Annotated in this window: 14 protein-coding genes and 1 tRNA gene; 10 read left to right on the top strand and 5 right to left on the bottom strand. The window is 60.8% G+C overall.

The window, feature by feature from the left end; genetic code table 11:
* Positions 1–186 precede the first annotated feature (186 nt).
* From O3303_RS19255 to O3303_RS19265, 3 genes are all read left to right on the top strand, one after another.
* The gene (locus O3303_RS19255; RefSeq protein ID WP_269559992.1) at positions 187–714 is read left to right on the top strand and encodes a redoxin domain-containing protein; all 528 of its coding nucleotides are present in this window, start codon (positions 187–189) and stop codon (positions 712–714) included.
* A 46-nt stretch (positions 715–760) separates the two neighbouring features.
* A complete protein-coding gene (locus O3303_RS19260; protein WP_269559993.1) occupies positions 761–2,326 on the top strand; it encodes a T9SS type A sorting domain-containing protein in 1,566 nt (521 codons plus the stop codon).
* A gap of 241 nt (positions 2,327–2,567) precedes the next feature.
* Positions 2,568–3,620 (top strand): glycosyltransferase family protein, encoded by a 1,053-nt coding sequence (locus O3303_RS19265; RefSeq protein ID WP_269559994.1) that lies wholly within the window; start codon positions 2,568–2,570, stop codon positions 3,618–3,620.
* Positions 3,621–3,760: 140 nt separating this feature from the next.
* On the opposite strand, the gene O3303_RS19270 is transcribed toward O3303_RS19265, so the two are convergent.
* Positions 3,761–5,182 (bottom strand): FAD-binding oxidoreductase, encoded by a 1,422-nt coding sequence (locus O3303_RS19270; protein WP_269559995.1) that lies wholly within the window; start codon positions 5,180–5,182, stop codon positions 3,761–3,763.
* A gap of 105 nt (positions 5,183–5,287) precedes the next feature.
* Here O3303_RS19270 and O3303_RS19275 point away from each other — a divergent pair, with 105 nt between their 5' ends.
* From O3303_RS19275 to O3303_RS19290, 4 genes are all read left to right on the top strand, one after another.
* Positions 5,288–5,893 (top strand): C40 family peptidase, encoded by a 606-nt coding sequence (locus tag O3303_RS19275; protein ID WP_269561934.1) that lies wholly within the window; start codon positions 5,288–5,290, stop codon positions 5,891–5,893.
* A 148-nt stretch (positions 5,894–6,041) separates the two neighbouring features.
* Positions 6,042–9,536: a TonB-dependent receptor gene (locus O3303_RS19280; RefSeq protein WP_269559996.1), complete on the top strand. Its 3,495-nt coding sequence runs from the start codon at positions 6,042–6,044 to the stop codon at positions 9,534–9,536.
* A 145-nt stretch (positions 9,537–9,681) separates the two neighbouring features.
* Positions 9,682–9,758: transfer RNA gene (locus tag O3303_RS19285), tRNA-Ala, on the top strand.
* Positions 9,759–9,983: 225 nt separating this feature from the next.
* The gene (locus O3303_RS19290) at positions 9,984–10,586 is read left to right on the top strand and encodes a porin family protein (RefSeq protein ID WP_269559997.1); all 603 of its coding nucleotides are present in this window, start codon (positions 9,984–9,986) and stop codon (positions 10,584–10,586) included.
* 105 nt (positions 10,587–10,691) lie between these two features.
* Here O3303_RS19290 and cysK read toward each other — a convergent pair whose 3' ends face one another.
* Together cysK and O3303_RS19300 are read right to left on the bottom strand one after the other, a co-directional pair.
* Entirely contained in the window at positions 10,692–11,612 is a 921-nt protein-coding gene (cysK, locus tag O3303_RS19295) for a cysteine synthase A (protein ID WP_269559998.1), read from the bottom strand.
* A gap of 124 nt (positions 11,613–11,736) precedes the next feature.
* Positions 11,737–12,576 (bottom strand): serine O-acetyltransferase, encoded by an 840-nt coding sequence (locus tag O3303_RS19300; protein WP_269559999.1) that lies wholly within the window; start codon positions 12,574–12,576, stop codon positions 11,737–11,739.
* A 195-nt stretch (positions 12,577–12,771) separates the two neighbouring features.
* Here O3303_RS19300 and O3303_RS19305 point away from each other — a divergent pair, with 195 nt between their 5' ends.
* Positions 12,772–13,110 (top strand): cupin domain-containing protein, encoded by a 339-nt coding sequence (locus tag O3303_RS19305; protein ID WP_269560000.1) that lies wholly within the window; start codon positions 12,772–12,774, stop codon positions 13,108–13,110.
* Between the two features lie 87 nt (positions 13,111–13,197).
* Here O3303_RS19305 and O3303_RS19310 read toward each other — a convergent pair whose 3' ends face one another.
* Together O3303_RS19310 and O3303_RS19315 are read right to left on the bottom strand one after the other, a co-directional pair.
* Complete coding sequence (locus O3303_RS19310) at positions 13,198–15,171, bottom strand: peptidylprolyl isomerase (RefSeq protein ID WP_269560001.1); 1,974 nt, start codon at positions 15,169–15,171, stop codon at positions 13,198–13,200.
* A gap of 113 nt (positions 15,172–15,284) precedes the next feature.
* Positions 15,285–15,770 carry an acyl-CoA-binding protein gene (locus O3303_RS19315; protein ID WP_269560002.1) on the bottom strand — a complete coding sequence of 162 codons (486 nt, stop codon included), beginning with the start codon at positions 15,768–15,770 and terminating at the stop codon, positions 15,285–15,287.
* A gap of 126 nt (positions 15,771–15,896) precedes the next feature.
* Between O3303_RS19315 and asnB the strand changes: the two genes are divergently transcribed.
* Positions 15,897–17,807: an asparagine synthase (glutamine-hydrolyzing) gene (gene asnB / locus O3303_RS19320; RefSeq protein WP_269560003.1), complete on the top strand. Its 1,911-nt coding sequence runs from the start codon at positions 15,897–15,899 to the stop codon at positions 17,805–17,807.
* Positions 17,808–17,860: 53 nt separating this feature from the next.
* Positions 17,861–19,201 carry a UDP-glucose dehydrogenase family protein gene (locus O3303_RS19325; protein WP_269560004.1) on the top strand — a complete coding sequence of 447 codons (1,341 nt, stop codon included), beginning with the start codon at positions 17,861–17,863 and terminating at the stop codon, positions 19,199–19,201.
* Positions 19,202–19,294: the final 93 nt, after the last annotated feature.

Here is a 19,294-nt window from a genome sequence, read left to right on the forward strand (position 1 = left end):
GGCCGAAAGTTAGGGACATGCGGGGTGCTCTGCCTGCCTCCCGCCAAAATAAGCCGGGCGCCACCCACCGGCCGTCGGAACGAAAACGCGCAGCGCATGGTATCTTCCCTGGCGAAAGCACTGCTGATTAAACCTATTGGTAGTTTGAGCATCAGCTACTTGATGCCGCCTTTCGGCCTGCTGCCTATGCCCCGACTCCTACTCATCCTTCTGCTGCTTTTGCTGCCACCGGTGCTGTGGGCCGGCGGGTCGCCACCGTTGGTGGCCACGGTCTACGTGTTTCTGGCCGACACCTGCCCCATCAGCCAGAACGCCACGCCTACGCTGCGGGCCCTGCACGCGGCGTACGGGCCGCGCGGCGTGCGGTTTGTGGGCGTGTTTCCGGCCCCGCAGATGCGCCCGGCCGACGTGGTACTGTTCCAAAAGCAGTACCCGCTGCCGTTTCTGCTGCGCCTCGATGCCGGCCAGCAGCTCACGCGCCGCCTGGGCGCCCGCATCACGCCCGAAGTGGTAGTGCTGGCCCCCGACGAAGCCACCGTGCTCTACCAGGGCCGCATTGATGATGCCTACGCCCGCCTGGGCCAGCGCCGCACCGTGGTGCAGCACCACGAGCTGCGCGACGCGCTGGCCGCCATCGTCAGCCGCCAGCCAGTGCCGGTGCCGCGCACTGAGGCCGTGGGCTGCTTTGTGGCCACGGGTCTGGGTAGCCGCTGAACCCTATCCTGAAAAATTTGCCTATCCGAAACCCGTACCATTTCCTATGAAACACCTTGTACGCCTTGCGCTGCTGCTGTTCGCCGGCCCGGCGCTGGCCCAGCAGCCGCAGCTCACATTCAGCGAGCATATTGCGCCCATCATCTACCAGCACTGCACGTCCTGCCACCGCACCGGCGAGGTGGCGCCGTTTCCGCTGGTCAGCTACCAGGATGTCGTCAGCCACGCGCCCACTATTAAGTTCGTGACGGGCATCCGGTATATGCCGCCCTGGAAGGCCGACCCTAACTATTCGCACTTCCTCGACGAAAACACGCTCACGGACACCGAAATCCAGAAAATCCGGGAGTGGGTAGATGGCGGTATGGCCCGCGGCAACCCGGCCCTGGAACCGGCGCTGCCCACGTTTCCGGCCGGCTCGCAACTGGGCACGCCCGATTTGGTGGTGCCGATGGCCCAGAAGTTCACCCACCAGGGCAACCTGCAGGATTTGTACCGGGTGTTTGTGCTGCCCACCCGCCTGCCCGCCGGCCGCGACGTGGCGGCCGTGGAGTTCCGGGCCGGCAACAAGCGCATCACCCACCACGCCATCATCGGCATGGACACCACGCAGCGTGCCCAGGTGCTGGATGCCCAGGACCCTGGCTACGGCTACACGCGCTTCGGGGGCTTCGGCTTTTCGGCTACCGAGGAGAACTGGGCCGGCTGGGTGCCGGGCTCCACGGCCCGCTATTTCCCCAACGGGCTGGGCAAAAAGCTGCCCCGCAACGCCAGCATCCTTGTGCAGGTGCACTACGGCCCCACGGCCCTCACCCAAACCGACTCGTCGGTGGTGAACGTGTTTTTCAGCCGCCAGCCGGTGCAGCGCTACGTCCAGACGTTCCCGTTGTCGCCGCTCAATCTCACCAACGGGCCGTTCATCATCCCGGCCGGGCAGGTGAAAACCTTCCACGCCGAGCTGCAGGTTCCCGTAGATGTAAGCCTGGTGAGCGTGCTGCCCCACGCGCATCTGCTGGGCAAGAAGTGGCGTATCTGGGCCGTGAAGCCTTCCGGCGACACCATCCGCATCATCAAAATCAACGACTGGGACTTCAACTGGCAGGGCGCCTACCGCTTCCCGCGCCTGCTCAAAATCCCGGCCGGCTCGCGCCTCATGGCCGACGCCACCTACGACAACACCGCCAACAACCCCCGCAACCCGTTCTCGCCGCCCCAAACCGTGCAATGGGGCGAACAAACCACGGCCGAAATGCTGCTGGCCTACCTCGACGTGGTGCCCTACCGCCCCGGCGACGAGAACATCGTGCTCAGCAACCAGTCGGCGCAGGAACTGCTGCGGCGGCCCGAGGCGCGGCTGTATCCGGTGTATCCGAATCCGGCCGCAGCCGGCGTGGTTTCCATCGGCTTCAGTTTGCCTGATGCCGCGGCCGTTTCGGTGCTGCTGACCGATGCGCAGGGCCGCGTAGTACGCCAGCCGGCCCAAGGTCAGCGCTACGCCGGCGGCACCCACACGCTGGAGCTGCCCACTACCGGCCTGGCCGCCGGCCTCTATCTGGTGAAGCTGCAAACGCCCGATTTCACCCAGACCCAGAAGCTGGTACTGCTCAAATAACCGCCATTCTGGTGCTGTATCTTTTCTAACGCAACAAGCTCTGCCAATCGGCAGAGCTTGTTGCGTTACAGACCGAAGCGGGGGTACGGCTCTTTGCGGGCGTGGTGGCACCGTCGTTGCATACGGCTGCCTGGTCTCATGGCGGTGGCACTACGGCTGCAAAGAGCCAGGATACGCCTGCGTATTGGTTCGTCGGCAGGTTTTTATTCCGCACTTTTAGCGCTCAATTCCTGACGACCCAATGAACATACTATACGGAGTGCCCGGCGAGGGGATGGGCCACGCCACCCGCAGCAAGGTGGTTATTGCGCATCTGCTGGCACAGGGGCACGAGGTGAGCGTGGTGAGCAGCAGCCGCGCATACCAGCTGCTGGCGCACACGTTTCCGGGCCGGGTGCACGAAATCCGGGGCTTCCATCTGGCCTACAAGGATGTGGTGGTGAGCAAGGCCCGCACCGCCGCCCTCACCCTGCGCAACGCGCCCGACAGCCTGCTCACCAACTTCCGTCGCTACCGCAACCTGCCCGGCGCCGACCAGTTCGACTGCGTGATTTCAGACTTCGAGTCGTTCAGCTACCTGTTTGCCCGCTGGAAGCAGCTGCCGGTTATCAGCATCGACAACATGCAGATTATCAGCCGGGCGCGGCTGGATGTGGCGGTGCCGGCCGGGGAGAGGGGCAACTTCGAGGTTGCGCGCGGCATTGTGCGGGCCAAACTGCCGCGCAGCCACCATTACTTTGTCAGCACGTTCTTCCCGCTGCCGGTGGTGCGGCCGGCCACCACGCTGGTGCCGCCCATCATCCGGCCCGAGATTCTGGCAGCGCGCCCCACAGCCGGCGCACACGTGCTGGTGTACCAATCGGCCACCACGCAGCAGGGGCTGGTGCCGCTGCTGCAGGCGCTGCCGGGGCAGGAGTTTCGGGTGTACGGCTTCAACAAAGAGGAAAGCCACGGCAACGTGCAGCTCAAGGCCTTCAGCGAACAGGGCTTCATCGAGGACCTGGCCTCGGCCCGCGCCGTCGTCACCAATGGGGGCTTCTCGCTGATCAGCGAAGCGGTGTACCTGCACAAGCCCATCTGCGCCGTGCCCATCCCCGTGCAGTTCGAGCAGTTCCTCAACGCCGCCCAAGTGCAGAAGCTGGGCTACGGCCGCCACTTCGAAACCCTGACCCCCGACAACCTGAAAGCATTTCTCTACGACCTGTCCGGCTTTGAGGCGGCCCTAGGCGCATACAAGCAGGATGGCAACCAGGAGCTGTTCCGGCAGCTGGATGAAGCACTGGCGGGGCTGTAAACGAAAAGAACGTCATTCCGAGCTTGCCGAGGAATCTCGCGAGCTGACGTTGTAATACTACATGATTACTACGCTAGCGAGATTCCTCGGCAAGCTCGGAATGACGTTCCAAACCAAGGCTTAGCTCTGCTCCCGATATATTAGAAGATCTTGCCGGGATTCAGGATGCCGTGGGGGTCGAATACGCGCTTGATGCCGCGCATCAGCTCCAGGTTGGTATCGGGCAGGGCAATGCCGATGTAGCCTTTCTGCACCAGCCCGATGCCATGCTCGCCGGAGATGGTGCCGCCCAGCTTCACGCACAGCTCGAAGATTTCGGTGATGGGCTGGCGCAGGCCCACGTTCCACATCTCGTCGTCCAGGTCGCCGCGGATTATGTTGACGTGCAGATTGCCGTCGCCGGCGTGGCCGTAGCAGACGCTCTTGAAGCCATAGCGCGCGCCGATTTCCTTGACGCCGCTCAACAGCGTGGGCAGCTCGGCGCGGGGCACCACGGTGTCTTCTTCCTTATACACGGAGTTGTAGCGCACCGAATTGCCGATGTTGCGCCGGATGCGCCAGAGCTCGTCTTTCTGGGTGGCGTTGTCGGCCAGCAGGATTTCGTCTACGTCGTAGTGTTCCAGCACGCCGTACACCTGCTCGGCCTCCTTATAAAGCTCGTCCAGATCCTGCCCGTCCAGCTCGATGAGCAGGTGGGCCGCAATATCCTCGGGCAGCGTGAGCGAAATCTTCAGGTACTCCGACGACCAGGCAATGGCCTCGCGCTCCATGAACTCCATGCCCGACGGGATGATGCCCGCCCGGAATACGGCCGACACGGCCTCGGCGGCCTGCGTCACCTGCCGGAAAGGTACCAGCATCAAAATGTTGTGCTTGGGGTAGGGGAGGAGGCGGAACACCACTTTCGTGATGATGCCCAGCGTGCCCTCCGAGCCCACCATAAGCTGGGTGAGGTTGTAGCCGGTGGAGTTTTTGAGGGTGTTGGCGGCGGTCCAGATGATGTCGCCGGTGGGCAGCACCACCTGCAGGTTCAGCACGTAGTCGCGGGTGGTGCCGTATTTCACGGCTTTGGGGCCGCCGCTGCTGTGGGCCAGGTTGCCGCCCAGAAAGCAGCTGCCCTTGCTGGCCGGGTCGGGCGGATAGAACAGGCCCACCGCCTGCACCGCCTGCTGAAACGCCTCATTCACCACGCCCGGCTCCACGGTGGCCTGCAGGTTGCGCTCATCAATCTGGATGATCTGGTTGAGCCGCTCGGTGCTCAGCACCACGCCGTGGTGGATGGGCAGCGCGCCCCCGCTCAGGCCGGTGCCCGCGCCGCGTGGTGTCACCGGAATGTGGTGCTGATGGCAGAGGCGCACAATCTGACTAATCTCTTCGGCGTTAGCCGGGCGCAGCACCACGTCGGGGGCAAAGTGCAAGTCCTCGGTATGGTCGCGGCCGTAGTCGGCGTAGGTGTCGGCGGTGGCGGCAGCTTCGGCACGCTGGGCCGTGAGGACATGCTGCGGGCCCACAATGGCCTCGAAGGCGACGAGCAGCTCGGGGGTGAGGGAGTTGAAATCCATATATAGAAACGCCAAATGGCTGTTTTGCCTATCTTTGACCCAATGCGGGACCCTGGAACGAAGGTACAGTATACGACGCACAGACGCGTCTGGTGGCCACTGTTGATGATGGCGCTGGTGGGCTGGCTGGCGGGCTGCAGCGCCCCCAAGAAAGTAAACTACCGCAACGGCCGCTACCACTCGGCGCGCGACATGGCCCGCATCAAAGCCGAGGAGCGCCGCCGCGGCAGCCGGCCGGTGGCAAAATCCAAAGCAAAAACCACCACGCCTGCCGGCAAGGCCAAAATCGTGACCAAGAACCGCAGCACGCCGGCCAACGCCAGCCGCGCCATCGTCACGGTTATCGAAACGGCCCGCTCGTTTCAGGGCACTCCTTATAAGTACGGCGGCACCTCGCGCCTGGGCATGGATTGCTCGGGCTTGCTCTACAATTCTTTTGCCGCCATCGACGTGGCCATTCCGCGCTCCAGCAACGAGCAGGCCGTGTGGGGCACGCCCGTAAAGCCCCAGGATCTGAAGGCCGGGGATTTGGTATTTTTCGGGGCCTCGCCGGGCAGCTCCACCATCACGCACGTGGGCCTCGTGACGGAAGCCACGCCGGAAGGCGTGCAGTTTATTCACGCATCCAGTTCGTCGGGAGTAGTGGAAAATAGCCTGGAAACCGACTACTACTTAAGTCGCTACATCAAAGCAGTACGGCCGGTATTGTAGAAATTCCCAGCTACCTTTGTCTTGGCAAAACGAACTTTTTTCCAGGTTGTGAATCATAACGATTCAATAATGGAATTCTAGCGGTTATAACCGTATTTTTGCGCCGGATTTAAGACGCTCCCCTCTTTTCTCACCAATACCCCCTTTTATGAAACACCAACGTTTACTCCATCTTCTGGTGCTGTTGCTGACGCTGCTGTCAGCGCACACCGGTTGGAGCCAGGGTGCCACCACCGCCGCCATGAACGGTATTATTACCGACAAGGATGGTGGTGGTCTGCCGGGTGCTACGGTAATTGCCGTACATAATCCAACGAATACGCAGTACGTAGCTCCAACCAATTCTGAAGGTCGTTTCAACATTCAGAACATGCGGGTGGGCGGTCCTTACACCGTCCGCATCACTTTTGTGGGGTATAAGGATGCCAGCCGGGAGGGTATTTTCCTGAGCTTGGGCCAGAACCAGCGTCTCGACATCAACCTGAGCGAAGCCACCACGGAGCTGGCCGGCGTAACGGTAACCGCCAACCAAGACCCGATAATCAATGCCGGCCGCACGGGGGCTGCCACTACGGTACAGCGCGAGCAGATCGAGCGTCTGCCCACTCTGAACCGTTCGCTGCAGGACTTCACCCGTCTCACTCCGCAATCCAACGGCAACAGCTTTGGCGGCCGGAGCGGTAGCTTCAACAACGTAACCGTTGACGGCGCAATCTTCAACAACGCCTTCGGTCTGCAGTCCACGGTAGGTGGCCAGGCCGGCGCTCAGCCTATCTCGCTGGACGCTATCGACCAGATTCAGGTGAGCATCGCGCCGTTCGACGTGCGCCAGGGCTCGTTCACGGGTGCCGGCATCAACGTTGTGACCCGCTCGGGTTCCAACAAGTTCACCGGTTCGCTCTACGGTTTCTACCGCAACCAAAACCTGGTGGGTAGCAAAGTGGGTGATTTCGAGCAGAACTATCCCAACTTCGAACTCAAGAACACCGGCTTCCGCGTAGGTGGTCCGATTGTGAAAGACAAAGTGTTCTTCTTCCTCAACGGGGAGCTGGAGCGCCGCAACGACCCACCAACCGGCAACTTCACCGCTAACCGTAACGATACGCCGCCGCCAACTGGCTCGCAGGTCTCTCAGGCCCGTGCCCGTGACCTCGACGCGCTGTCCAACTTCTTGCAAGAGCAGTACGGCTACAACGCCGGTTCTTACGAAAACTATGTGTTGCGTTCGAACAGCGACAAGATTACGGCTAAGATTGACTGGAACATCTCCGACAATCACCGTTTCAACATCAAGTACAACTATCTCAAGTCGTTTTCCGACATTCCACCGAGCACCTCGGGTGCTATTGCCGGCCAACGTTCCCAGTCGCAGTTTGGCTTGCCGTTCTCGTCTTCGTACTACACAATCAACAACAACCTGAACTCGGTTATTGCTGAACTCAACAGCACGTTCGGTACGCGCTACTCCAACAACCTGACCGGTGGCTTCTCGGCCTTCCGTGACTTCCGCGAGAGCAGCGGCGGTATTTTCCCGCTGGTGGATATCGGTACCAACGTCGGCCGCAGCACCACAACGGCGCAGCTAGGTGGCATCAACGCTACCAACTCACTTACGTCGTTCGGCTATGAGCCATTCTCGGCCTTCAACGTACTCAACTCCGACGTAGCCCAGATCGGTGACAACTTCACGGCTTATTTGGGTAAGCACAACGTGACGGTAGGTACTTACAACGAATTCTACAAGTTCCGTAACGGCTTTGCGCCAAACTACTACGGCAATTACTCGTTCAACTCGCTGGAAGACTTCTACGCTTCCGCTGGCTTTAACTACGACCGTACTACGGCTACGTATTCGCCGCTGGCGGCTGGCGCTCCCCGCCCTGGCCCGGCGCGTTACAACCTGCAGTACTCGGCTTTGCCGGGTGGCGAATTCCCGTTTGCTGATCTGAAAGCGGTTCAGTTGGGCCTGTACCTGCAGGACGAATGGTCGCCGGAAAGCAACCTGCGTATTACCTACGGTATCCGCGCTGACTTGCCCTTCCTCAACTCTGATCTGCAGCAGAACAATAACGCTGCTGCCCTGACCTTCCGCGACGGAGTGCAAATCAACACCGGCAACGTACCCAAAAAGCAGGTGCTTTACTCGCCACGCGTTGGTTTCAACTGGGACGTGAATGACGACAAGAAAACCCAGCTGCGTGGTGGTACGGGTATTTTCACGGGCCGTATTCCGTTCGTATGGCTGTCCAACCAGGCCAGCAACAACGGTGTGCAGTTTGGCTCGTTCAGCACCGCAGGCTCGGTAGCTACCGGCACCAACCCTAACGCCTCCATTTACCCCTTCAATCCGAACGTAGACGCCTACCGTCCGCAGAACGCAACGGCTAACACGGCCTACAACCTGGCCGTAACGGCCTCGGATTTCAAATTCCCACAGGTATGGCGCACCAACCTGGCTGTAGATCAGGAACTACCCGGCGGCATCATCGGTACGCTGGAAGCCTTCTACACCCGCGACCTGAACGCCGTGTATCACCAGAACGTGAACCTGCCAGGCAGCGAAGCCACGCCTTTTGCACGGGCCAACGGTGCTGATAACCGCCCGATCTTCTACACGTTCGGCGCAGCTCAGACGGGTGCTAACGCCGGTCTGGTAACCACCACCCGTAACTTCCAGCTCTACGGCCCGGTACCCACTGCACAAGGTGGCAACACGGCGGCCCGCCCCAACATCAGTGATGCCATCGTGATGCGCAACACCAATAAGGGCTACTCGTACGCCGTGACCGGTCAGCTGCAGAAATACTTCAGCAATGCGCTGTCGGCCAGCGTTGCTTACACCTACTCGGATGCGCGCTCGGTAAACGACGGTGGCTCGATTGCCCAGTCTATCTGGCGCGACCGTTCCGTGTCCGGCGACCCGAACGCGGAGGCTCTGAGCTACTCCAACTTCCTGCAGCAGCACCGTGTCATCGGCTCGCTGTCGTACCGCAAGGAGTACCTGGGCCACCTGGGTACCACGATTTCGATGTTCTACGAAGCCGCTCCGGCTGGCCGCTACTCGTATGTATACTCGGGCGACATGAACGGCGACAACCAGACGTCGAACGACCTGATGTACATTCCCCGCTCGCAAAGCGAAATCAACCTGCGTGACATCACGCTCACGAATGCTCAAGGTGGTGGTGTGTACTCGGCTGCTGATCAGTGGACCGACCTCAACAACTTCATCAACCAGGACAAGTACCTGCGTGAGCACCGCGGTGAGTACGCCGAGCGTAACGGGGCCGTACGTCCGTGGCAGAACCGCCTCGATGTACGCCTGCTCCAGGACATCTTCACGATGGAAGGCGAAAACAAGAACACGCTGCAGCTGAGCGTTGATATCTTCAACTTCGGCAACCTGATCAACAAGGACTGGGGCACGTTCCGTACGACCAACCGTACCAACCCGCTCACGTTCTCGGGCTACAACCCGCAGGGCCAGCCTGTGTACCAGTTCCCGTACCTGACCAATCCTTCGCTGAACGCCGACAACACGGTGCGTCAGGGGGTGAAGCTGACGGAAACCTTCCGCGACGATACCGGCGGCATTGGCTCGCGCTGGCAGATGCAGATTGGCGTACGCTATATCTTCAACTAAATCAGCTGATTGAAAGACAAAAAGTGGGTTGCCGGGTCCGGCAACCCACTTTTTTTGTGTTTTTTTTGCGGGTATGCTTGCGTATTCCAAAACGCGCCGTACTTTTGTCAAACCAAACGCAACCGGCGGATGGCACACACCAAACGGGGGATTAGCTCAGCTGGCTAGAGCGCTTGCATGGCATGCAAGAGGTCATCGGTTCGACTCCGATATTCTCCACCAAAAAGGCCTGACAATTATGTCAGGCCTTTTTTTTGGTCCCGTTTTTAAATGGTGGGGCAAGGCATAGGGTTTTGCTTTCGGCGCGGCAGTGTCTGGCACAGCGCGCTTTCTGCTGACCGGCAGTCTGCCTCTGGTGATAACAAATACTTGATTCAGCATCTAGCGTGTAATAGCTATCTTTGCGCAGCAAACTTTCACGCGTCCGTTTTCATCTCCACTTTTTTCATGAAAAGAATTCTAGTAGCTCTGGCTCTTACCTTCGGTGCAGTAGCCGCCCAGGCGCAGGACAGCCGTATTGGTGTCAAGATTTCCGGTGGTATTGCCAAATTCCGGGGGGATGACGTGACCAACCAGTCGAATACGCTTAGTGCCGGAGGTGGCTTGGTGTACAACATCAAGCTGACTGAGATGCTTTCGGTGCAGCCCGAGCTTCTGTACACAGTGAAAGGCAGCCGATTCAATTCAGATGCGTTTGACAGCAAGACGACGCTGCACTACGTAGAACTGCCCGTTATGCTGCGCGCCACCTTCTCCAACGTATTTGTGGAAGCCGGCCCCCAGGTAGGCTATCTGGTCGCAGCCAAGCTGGAAGTGACTCCCAACAACGGCGGCGAGGCATCCGAAGACAAATCGCGCAATAACTTCACGAATGCTGATTGGGGCTTCGCGGCTGGCATCGGCTATCAGCTGGAAAACGGGCTGAGCCTGACGGGCCGCTACAGCGGTAGCCTGAACCCTGTGCTGCCAAACGTGGCCAGCACCAAAATCAAAGCCTACAACTCCGCGTTCCTTGTTCAGTTGGGCTTCCTGCTGCCACAAGGTAACTAGTTAAAAGAGCCCTGTGCCACGCCGGCCATCGGTCCGCACAGTCGATTCAACAAAAAAGCCGCTCCTTGGAGCGGCTTTTTTGTTGAACCGACTGTGCGGGCCTGACTACACGAACAAACCTTCCACCGACAGATACCGCTCGCCGGTATCGTAGCAGAAGGTGAGGACGCGGCCACCCTGCGGTATCTCGTCGAGCTTTTTGGCCACGGCGGCCAGCGAAGCGCCCGACGATACGCCGACCAGGATACCTTCCTCGCGGGCGGCGCGGCGGGCCATGTCGAAGGCTTCCTGCTGCGAAATCTGGATAGTGCCGTCCAGAATGTCGGTGTGCAGGTTTTCGGGGATGAAGCCCGCGCCGATGCCTTGGATAGGGTGGGGGCCCGGCGCGCCGCCGCTGATAACGGGCGAGGCTTCGGGCTCCACGGCAAAGGTCTTCATGTTCGGAAACTTGGGCTTGAGTACCTCAGCCACGCCGGTGAGGTGGCCGCCGGTGCCCACGCCGGTGATGTAGTAGTCGAATCCTTCGGGGGCATCTTCCAGAATTTCCTGGGCCGTGGTTTCCACGTGCACGCGGATATTGGCCGGGTTATCGAACTGCATGGGCATCCAGGCGCCGGGCGTGTCGCGCACCAACTCGTGGGCCTTCTCGATGGCGCCTTTCATGCCTTTCTCGCGCGGCGTCAGTTCCAGGTTGGCGCCGTAGGCGGCCATCAGGCGCCGCCGCTCAATCGACATCGACTCGGGCATCACCAGCGTGATTTTGTAGCCTTTCACGGCGGCCACCATGGCCAGCCCCACGCCGGTGTTGCCGGACGTAGGCTCCACAATCAGCGAGTCGGAAGTGAGGATGCCGTCCTGCTCAGCCTGCTCAATCATGCTCAGGGCAATACGATCTTTGATGCTGCCGCCGGGGTTGGCGCGTTCCAGCTTCACCCACACTTCCACGTCGGGGCGTTGAGCGAACAGCTTGTTGAGGCGCAGCAGCGGCGTGCGCCCGATGGTATCGAGGATGGTGTTGGCTTTCATTTTCGGAGAGGTAAGAAGTTAGAAAGATAGAAGTGAGAGAATGAGAAGCGAGATATGAGACTTTCGTGCTGGCAACTCGTCACTTAAACAGAAGTCTCATGTCGTACTTCTCATTCTCTCAGGTCTAGATAGAAAACATGAGGTCGGCGGTGGGGTCTTCGGTGCGCGTGACGTGCAACTGGGCCCGGTGATATACGCGCGAATGCGACGGAACGCTCTCCGTGAGCCACACATTGCCGCCGATGATGCTGTGGCTGCCAACGACGGTGCTGCCGCCCAAAATAGTGGCGCCGGCATAAATAACCGAGTGGTCTTCGATGGTGGGGTGGCGCTTGATGCCCTGCAGTGCCTTCGTGACGCTTAGCGCCCCCAGCGTCACGCCCTGAAATATCTTGACGTGCGCCCCGATAACGGCCGTTTCGCCGATAACGATGCCCGTGCCGTGGTCGATGCAGAACGAGGAGCCGATGCGGGCCCCTGGGTGAATGTCGATGCCGGTGCGCTGGTGGGCGTACTCGCTGATCAGGCGCGGCACGCGGGGCACCTGCAGTTGGTACAGCGCGTGGGCCATGCGGTGCAGGGCAATGGCATAGAACCCGGGGTAGGTGCTGATAACCTCGTCGAGGCCTTGGGCGGCAGGGTCGGCGGCTAGAATGGCAGCGGCATCGCGCAGCAGCAGGTCGCGCAGGGCGGGCAGGCGGGCCATGCAGGCGGCCGCTACGGCAGCCGGCGCATCGGGCAGGGTTACGTGGGACAGCAGGGCCGCCAGATCGTGCTGCAGCTGCGTGAGCGTGGCAGCTACGGCATCGGGGTGGCGCAGGGGCTGCGGGGTACGTTCCGGGAACAGCACCTGCAGCAGCTGCTCGGTGAGCTGGCAGAAAGCCGCGCCCGGCAGTGCCGCCGCTACCTGCTGGTGCGCCCGGGCCAGCGTCCGCACAAAAGGAGAGTCAGAAGAAAACGACATAGGAGAGCAAGTAAGCAGGCACGCCGGGGCGCCGAAGGCGCAGCTGCCGCAAGGTAGGGTAACCGGGCGTTGCCCGGAAGGTTTCCGCTATAGTTGGCCACTGGCGACAACCAGCGAGCCAGGGCCTGCGTTTGCAAAAGCAGCTGGCCGGTTGGTTAGCCCTGTGTAGTTATTCCTCTTTTTTGCTTCTGTATTATGGCTGATACATCCATCACCAAAGTAGACTCCGCGCATTCGCCTAAAGGCCCTGAGGGCGAAAAGTACCTGGCTTCCGGCGCGCAGGTTTCCATGCGCCTCTGGGAAAACGAAGAGCCCGGCGACGCCAAGGAACCCACTACCCGTCCTTACGAAACGGTCGGCTACGTGCTGAAAGGCCGCGCCGAGCTGCACCTGGAAGGTCAGGTAGTAATCCTGGAGCCGGGTAACTCCTGGGTGGTAGGCAACGGTGCTTCGCACACCTACAAGATTCTGGAAACCTTCTCGGCCGTGGAAGCCACCGCACCACCCGCTCAGGTGCACGGCCGCGACAAGTAAGCGCTTCTCACCCACCAGAAAGCCCCCGAAATGCCCGCAGGATACTGCAGGCGTTTCGGGGGCTTTCTGGTGGGTAGCGGCACCGGATCAGCGCACCAGCTCTACTTTCAGGATTTTGTCGCCGATGGCTAGTTTAGGCACCACATCCAGGCCTTGCATTACCTGCGCGAAAATGGTGTAGCGGCCATCGAGGTGGGGCGTGGGGCCGTGGGTGATAAACCACTGGCAGCTTTCGGTGTCTTTGCCGGCCGAGGCCAGCCCCACGGCGCCTTCGCCGTAGCGTAGGTCGCCGAACTCGGAGCGCAGGTTGTAGTCGGTGCTGCCCGAGCCGTCGCCGCGGGGGCAGCCGCCCTGTGCCACAAAGTTGGGCACCACCCGGTGGAAGGTCTTACCATCATAAAATCCCTGTTCCACCAGCTGCACGAAGCTGGCCACCGAGCCCGGCGCGTCTTCTATGTGTAATTGCAGCGTGATGTCGCCCTGGCTGGTGCGCACCAGCACCCGCTGCCGCGCCGGAATCCGCTGTACCAAGGCCCAGTCGATGGGATGCGCAGCAGCCTTGGCTACTGGCACGGGCGTAGCCGGCCGGTTCTGCAGATAGTCGATGGTTTGCTGCAACGACTGCCAGGCTTCCAGGTCGCGGGGCAATAGCAGTTTGTCGCGGGCTTCCACCACAAAACCGGCGTCGGGCAGCAGGCGGCGCAGGTTAAGCTGCGGGTCGCGCAGGGCCTCGGCGGCCGTGCCCATAATCGTGACGTCGCCGCCGCGCAGCGCCCGGCGCAGTGTGAGGGCAAACGCGCCGTGCTGCGCCTCGGGGAAAGCCGGCAGGCGACGCATGGCTACCAAGGCCTCCATGCCGTAGGAGCCCACCACCAGCGGCTGGCCCGTCGCAAATGTCGCCTGCTCCACAAAAGCGTAGGCGGCCGGATCTTCGGCCAGCGCTTTCAGCAGATAGCCTTTCTCATACGGGTCGGTAGCGGCCGCAAACCGCTGTTCAATGGCCGTGCGGATAGCACCCTGCTCGGTCCCGCCCAGCTTCAGGGCTACTGCCAGCAGAGTAGCCCGCACCCGCCAGTCGGTGATGCGGGCGGCTTTTTCCAGGAATTGCCCGCCCGGCTCGCCGCTGGCGTGGGCCAGGAAAAACTCGGCAGCCGTCACGGCTACTTGGCTGTTGGGCTGCGTAAGGGCATCCCAGGCGGTTTCCTTCACCGGCGCGTACATCGTGGCATTCATGGCCCGCAGCGCACTCACCCGCACCCGGTAGTCGGTATCCTGCCGCACCAGCCCGATAAGCGTGGGCGCAATAGTGGGGCTTTTTACTTTGCCCAGAGCGCTGGCGGTGGCCGCCCGCACCACCGGATCCGGGTCAGCCACGGCGGCTGTGAGGGCCGTCTGGTAGGGTGTGAGGTCGAGGCGGGGCGTGCGGGCCAGTGCAAAGGCCGCGCCCTGCCGCGCCGCCAGCGGCTGCCGCGGCTGCAGCAGCGCCACCACCCGCGCTACCGCCGCTTCCGACGTCAGCCCGCGCAGCCCTGCCCGCATTAGCCCCCAGGCCAGGCCGGTGGAAAAGCTGGTATCAGCCGGGGCCGCATTGCGCCATAGCAGCCGCAAAGAGCTGCGCGTGACGCAGCGGCCCAGCGCTTCATACAGGTATCGCCGCTGTGCTGCGCTGCCGGCTGCCGGAATTTGCAGCGCCAAGGGCTCGGCGGCTGTGCTGTCACCGGTCTGGCCCAGGGCGTAGGCGGCCGCCCGCCGGGTGGCCGCGTCCGGGTCCTGGAGCAGGGGAAGCAGCGGAGCCGTGGCCTGCTTGTCCTGCACCGAAGCCAGCGCCAGAGCGGCTGCCGCCCGGTAGCGGGCGGCGGGATTGGTGAGGTAGGGCAGGAGGGTAGGGGTATTGCGCTCGTCCTGGGCAGTGCCGATCAGGCGAAGTGTGGCGTCGGCAAACTGGTTGGGTGGTGCGGTGGCAGTTGTGATCTGGCGGGGTACGGCCGGCGCACAGGCGCTGAACAGGCAAGCAGCACCAAGCAGGCGCAGGCCGGCGTACGGAGGGAGAAGTTGGGTCATGGCTGGCCGAAAATAGCCAAAATCCCGGCTCACAGCCTACCGTCCAGCCTCCAAAAAAGTAGCGCCCGCTCCGCAAGCTGCAGAACGGGCGCTAGTAGCGTAATTGCGGTAGACTACTGCTGGTCTTTCAGCTGGTCTTCGCCGCCGTAGGGCGCACCGCCCGACAGGTCGCCGCGCAGGCCGCCCTGCGATACGCCGGCCTGCTGCTGCGCTTCGGCGGCGGGGCTGCTGCTGTTCATCTGTGAACCGGTAGCAGGCTGGCCGCTGCCGGTGATGATGGTGGCTTTTTCGCCTACCGGGCCGGCTATTTCTTCTACTTTCTGAACGTACTGGCGGCGGGCATCCTCTTCACTTACGCCTTTGAACTTGCTCCACGAATCCCATTGGGCCTGCGACATACCTTCCGGGCCGCTGGGGTTGGAGGGGGTATCATCGCCTACCACGTCTTTCTCAGTGTCATGGTCGCCTTCAGTAGCTTGCTTATACAAGCCGTAAAGGTCCGTCATGTGGGCGGCCGCTTTGTCAGCCGGCAGGGTGTCTACGCGCGCTACGGCGGCTTCAAACTGCTTCAGGAGGGTCATATTTTCTTGCAGATTCATAACAGTCAGAAAGCTGAGGGTGAAAACTAAGGGGTGTACTAAGCTGGCGTGGGTTTGGTTGCGCGACGAGCTTGTTCGTCTTTTCCGTCAACAAGTCTGCCGATCCTTCGTACTTTTGTCCGCTCTATGTGTGGAATTACCGGACTATTTGCCTTCACCGACACGGGCCGCAGCGCGCTGGCCGCCCTGCCGGCCTCTACCGACGCCATTGTCAGCCGCGGCCCCGACTCGCAGGGACACTTTGTGTACGACCGTTGCGGCCTGGGTTTCCGGCGCCTGGCCATCCTCGACCTCTCGGCCGACGGCAACCAGCCCATGACCGATGAGTCGGGGCGCTACACCATCGTCTTCAACGGGGAAATATTCAACTTCCGCGAGTTGCGCCAGCGCCTGATCAAGAAGGGCTACCACTTCCATTCCCAGACCGATACGGAAGTCATTCTCCGGCTCTACATCACCGAAGGCCGTGGCTTTCTGAAGAAGCTGAACGGCTTTTTCGGCTTGGCCATCTACGATAAGGAAGAGGACTCGCTCTTCATTGCCCGCGACCGGATGGGGGAGAAGCCCGTGCTGATCTACCGCGACGAGGACAAGTTGTTCTTTGCTTCGGAAATGAAGTCGCTGCTGGCGCTGGGCATCCCGCGCAAGATGGACTACGTGGCGCTGAGCCAGTACCTGCAGCTGAACTACATCCCCGGGCCCGCCACCATTTTCAAGGGCGTCAAGAAGCTGCTGCCCGGCCACTACCTGTTCATCAAGGGCAAGAAAGTGGTGCGCAAGCGCTGGTACAAGATTCCGTACGACGCCAAGCGCGTTGAGAAGAACAAGACCACCTACGAGCAGCAGAAAACCAAGCTGGTGGAGCTGATGGACGACGCCACCGCGCGCCGCCTCGTAGCCGACGTGCCGATTGGCGCCTTCCTGAGCGGCGGTATTGATTCGAGCGTAGTCGTGGCCCTGGCCACGCGCCATACCGACCACCTGAATACGTTCAGCATTGGCTTTGCCGATGAGCCGTTCTTCGACGAAACCAAGTACGCCAAGCTGGTAGCCGAGAAGTACAAGACCAACCACACGGTCTTCTCGCTCACCAACCAGGACCTCTACGACCATATTTTCGATGTGCTGGACTACATCGACGAGCCCTTTGCCGACTCCTCGGCGCTGGCCGTGTACATCCTCAGCAAGCGCACCCGCGAAAAGGCTACCGTAGCTTTGAGCGGCGACGGTGCCGACGAGCTGTTTGCCGGCTACAACAAGCACATGGGCGAGTTCCAGGTGCGGCAGGGCGGCTTCAAGGCCGAAGCCGTAACGGGCCTCAACCTGCTCTGGGACATTCTGCCCAAGTCGCGCAATACGTTTTTCGGCAACCGGGTGCGGCAGTTTCAGCGCTTCTCGCGCGGCATGCTCAGCGGCCCCAAAGACCGGTATTACGATTGGGCCTCATTCACGTCGGAAAAGGACTCCCGCAACCTGCTCAGTGCCGCCTCGCGCCGCAAGGTGGGCAAGAAACTGGCTGAGAAGCGCCGTAAGGATATCCTCGAGGGCATCCACGCCGACGGCGACCTGAACGAGGTGCTGCTCACCGACACCACGCTGGTACTGCCCTACGACATGCTGGCCAAGGTGGACATGATGAGCATGGCCAACTCCCTGGAGGTGCGCCCGCCCTTCCTCGACCCCAACGTGGTTCGCTTTGCCTTCTCGCTGCCCGTCGAAAGCAAAATCGACGCGAAGATGAAGAAGCGCATCGTGCAGGATGCCTTCCGCCCACTGTTGCCTGAAGAGCTGTACAAGCGCCCCAAGCACGGTTTCGAGGTGCCACTGCTCAAGTGGTTCCGCGGCGAGCTACGCCCACTCATCGAGGATGACCTACTCTCCGATGCCTTCATCGAAGCCCAAGGTGTGTTCGACGTAGATGCCATCCGCGCCCTCAAAATCCAGCTGTTCTCCCGCAGCCCCGGTGACGTACACGCCCGTATCTGGGCTCTCATCGTGTTTCAGCACTGGTACAAGCGCTACATGATGGCTCAGTAGCACAGGCTGCCAAAATTGTTATTCAACAAGAATTTTCTGCTCTTCCAGATTCCATGAAAATAGCTGTAGTAGGCACCGGATACGTCGGTCTGGTTACTGGCACTTGCTTCGCCGAAGTCGGCATTGAAGTAACCTGCATTGATATTGACCAGAAAAAGATTGATAACCTGAAGAAGGGTATTCTGCCCATCTATGAACCCGGCCTGGAAGAAATGGTGAGCCGCAATGTGGCCGCCGGCCGCCTTCAGTTCACCACTAGCCTAGCTGAAGGCATCAAGAATGCGGATGTAGCCTTTATTGCTGTAGGTACCCCTCCCGGCGAAGATGGCTCTGCCGATTTGAAATACGTGCTGGCCGTTGCGCGCGGCATTGGCGAGCACATGACCGACTACGGCGTTATCGTCACCAAGAGCACGGTGCCAGTTGGCACGGCTGCCAAAGTGCGTGCAGAGCTGGAGCAGGCACTGGCCAAGCGTGGCGCATCTATCGATTTTGACGTTGCGTCCAATCCGGAGTTCCTCAAGGAAGGCGCTGCCATCGACGACTTCCTCAAGCCTGACCGCATTGTGGTGGGCGTATCGTCGGAGCGGGCCCAGGAGGTGATGAGCAAGCTTTACAAGCCCTTCCTGCTCAACGGCCACCCCATCATCTTCATGGACATTCCGTCGGCGGAGATGACGAAATACGCTGCCAACTCCATGCTGGCGACCAAAATTTCGTTCATGAACGACATTGCCAACCTGTGCGAAATCATGGGCGCCGATGTGAACATGGTGCGCAAGGGTATCGGCTCTGATGCCCGGATCGGCACGAAGTTCATTTATCCCGGCATCGGCTACGGCGGCTCGTGCTTCCCCAAAGACGTGAAGGCGCTAATCAAGACGGCTCAGGAAAACGGCTACCAGATGCAGGTGCTGCAGGCTGTGGAAAGCGTGAACGAGGCCCAGAAGGAAGTGCTGTTCGACAAAGTGAAGAAGCACTTCGGCGGCGACCTGAAAGGCAAGAAGCTCGGTATCTGGGGCCTGTCGTTCAAGCCCAAGACCGATGACATGCGGGAAGCGCCGTCGCTGGTGATTATCGAGAAGCTGCTGGCTGAAGGCTGCACTGTGTCGGCCTACGACCCGGTGTCCATGCCCGAAGCCAAGCACACGCTCGGTGACACCATCACGTACGCCAAGGATCAGTTTGAAGCATTGGTAGACGCCGACGCGCTGCTGGTGGTGACCGAGTGGCCGGAGTTCCGCTCGCCCAGCTTCGAAGTAGTGGGTAAGCTGCTCAAGCAGAAGGTTATCTTCGACGGCCGTAATATTTACGACCCCAAGGAGATGCAGGAGGCGGGCTTTGCCTACCATTGCATCGGTATTCGTACGGCCCACCACGAGCCGACTGTTTAGTTGTCAGATAGGTTGTTGCTGCCGCATCTCAGCCAAGCTGACGGTCGACAGCAGTAGCCTATCATCTCTTGTGACAACTGACTACTACCATTA

This window comes from Hymenobacter canadensis (genome assembly GCF_027359925.1).
GTDB classification, from domain to species: Bacteria; Bacteroidota; Bacteroidia; order Cytophagales; family Hymenobacteraceae; genus Hymenobacter; species Hymenobacter canadensis.

Excerpts from the sequence above, each read along its gene's own strand:
- O3303_RS19260 (WP_269559993.1), top strand. The coding sequence starts at position 761 with ATGAAACACCTTGTACGCCTTGCGCTGCTGCTGTTCGCCGGCCCGGCG.
- O3303_RS19270 (WP_269559995.1), bottom strand. The coding sequence starts at position 5,182 with ATGGATTTCAACTCCCTCACCCCCGAGCTGCTCGTCGCCTTCGAGGCC.
- O3303_RS19255 (WP_269559992.1), top strand. The coding sequence starts at position 187 with ATGCCCCGACTCCTACTCATCCTTCTGCTGCTTTTGCTGCCACCGGTG.
- O3303_RS19280 (WP_269559996.1), top strand. The coding sequence starts at position 6,042 with ATGAAACACCAACGTTTACTCCATCTTCTGGTGCTGTTGCTGACGCTG.
- O3303_RS19310 (WP_269560001.1), bottom strand. The coding sequence starts at position 15,171 with ATGACCCAACTTCTCCCTCCGTACGCCGGCCTGCGCCTGCTTGGTGCT.
- O3303_RS19265 (WP_269559994.1), top strand. The coding sequence starts at position 2,568 with ATGAACATACTATACGGAGTGCCCGGCGAGGGGATGGGCCACGCCACC.
- O3303_RS19305 (WP_269560000.1), top strand. The coding sequence starts at position 12,772 with ATGGCTGATACATCCATCACCAAAGTAGACTCCGCGCATTCGCCTAAA.
- asnB (WP_269560003.1), top strand. The coding sequence starts at position 15,897 with ATGTGTGGAATTACCGGACTATTTGCCTTCACCGACACGGGCCGCAGC.
- O3303_RS19275 (WP_269561934.1), top strand. The coding sequence starts at position 5,288 with ATGATGGCGCTGGTGGGCTGGCTGGCGGGCTGCAGCGCCCCCAAGAAA.
- O3303_RS19290 (WP_269559997.1), top strand. The coding sequence starts at position 9,984 with ATGAAAAGAATTCTAGTAGCTCTGGCTCTTACCTTCGGTGCAGTAGCC.
- O3303_RS19300 (WP_269559999.1), bottom strand. The coding sequence starts at position 12,576 with ATGTCGTTTTCTTCTGACTCTCCTTTTGTGCGGACGCTGGCCCGGGCG.
- O3303_RS19315 (WP_269560002.1), bottom strand. The coding sequence starts at position 15,770 with ATGAATCTGCAAGAAAATATGACCCTCCTGAAGCAGTTTGAAGCCGCC.
- cysK (WP_269559998.1), bottom strand. The coding sequence starts at position 11,612 with ATGAAAGCCAACACCATCCTCGATACCATCGGGCGCACGCCGCTGCTG.
- O3303_RS19325 (WP_269560004.1), top strand. The coding sequence starts at position 17,861 with ATGAAAATAGCTGTAGTAGGCACCGGATACGTCGGTCTGGTTACTGGC.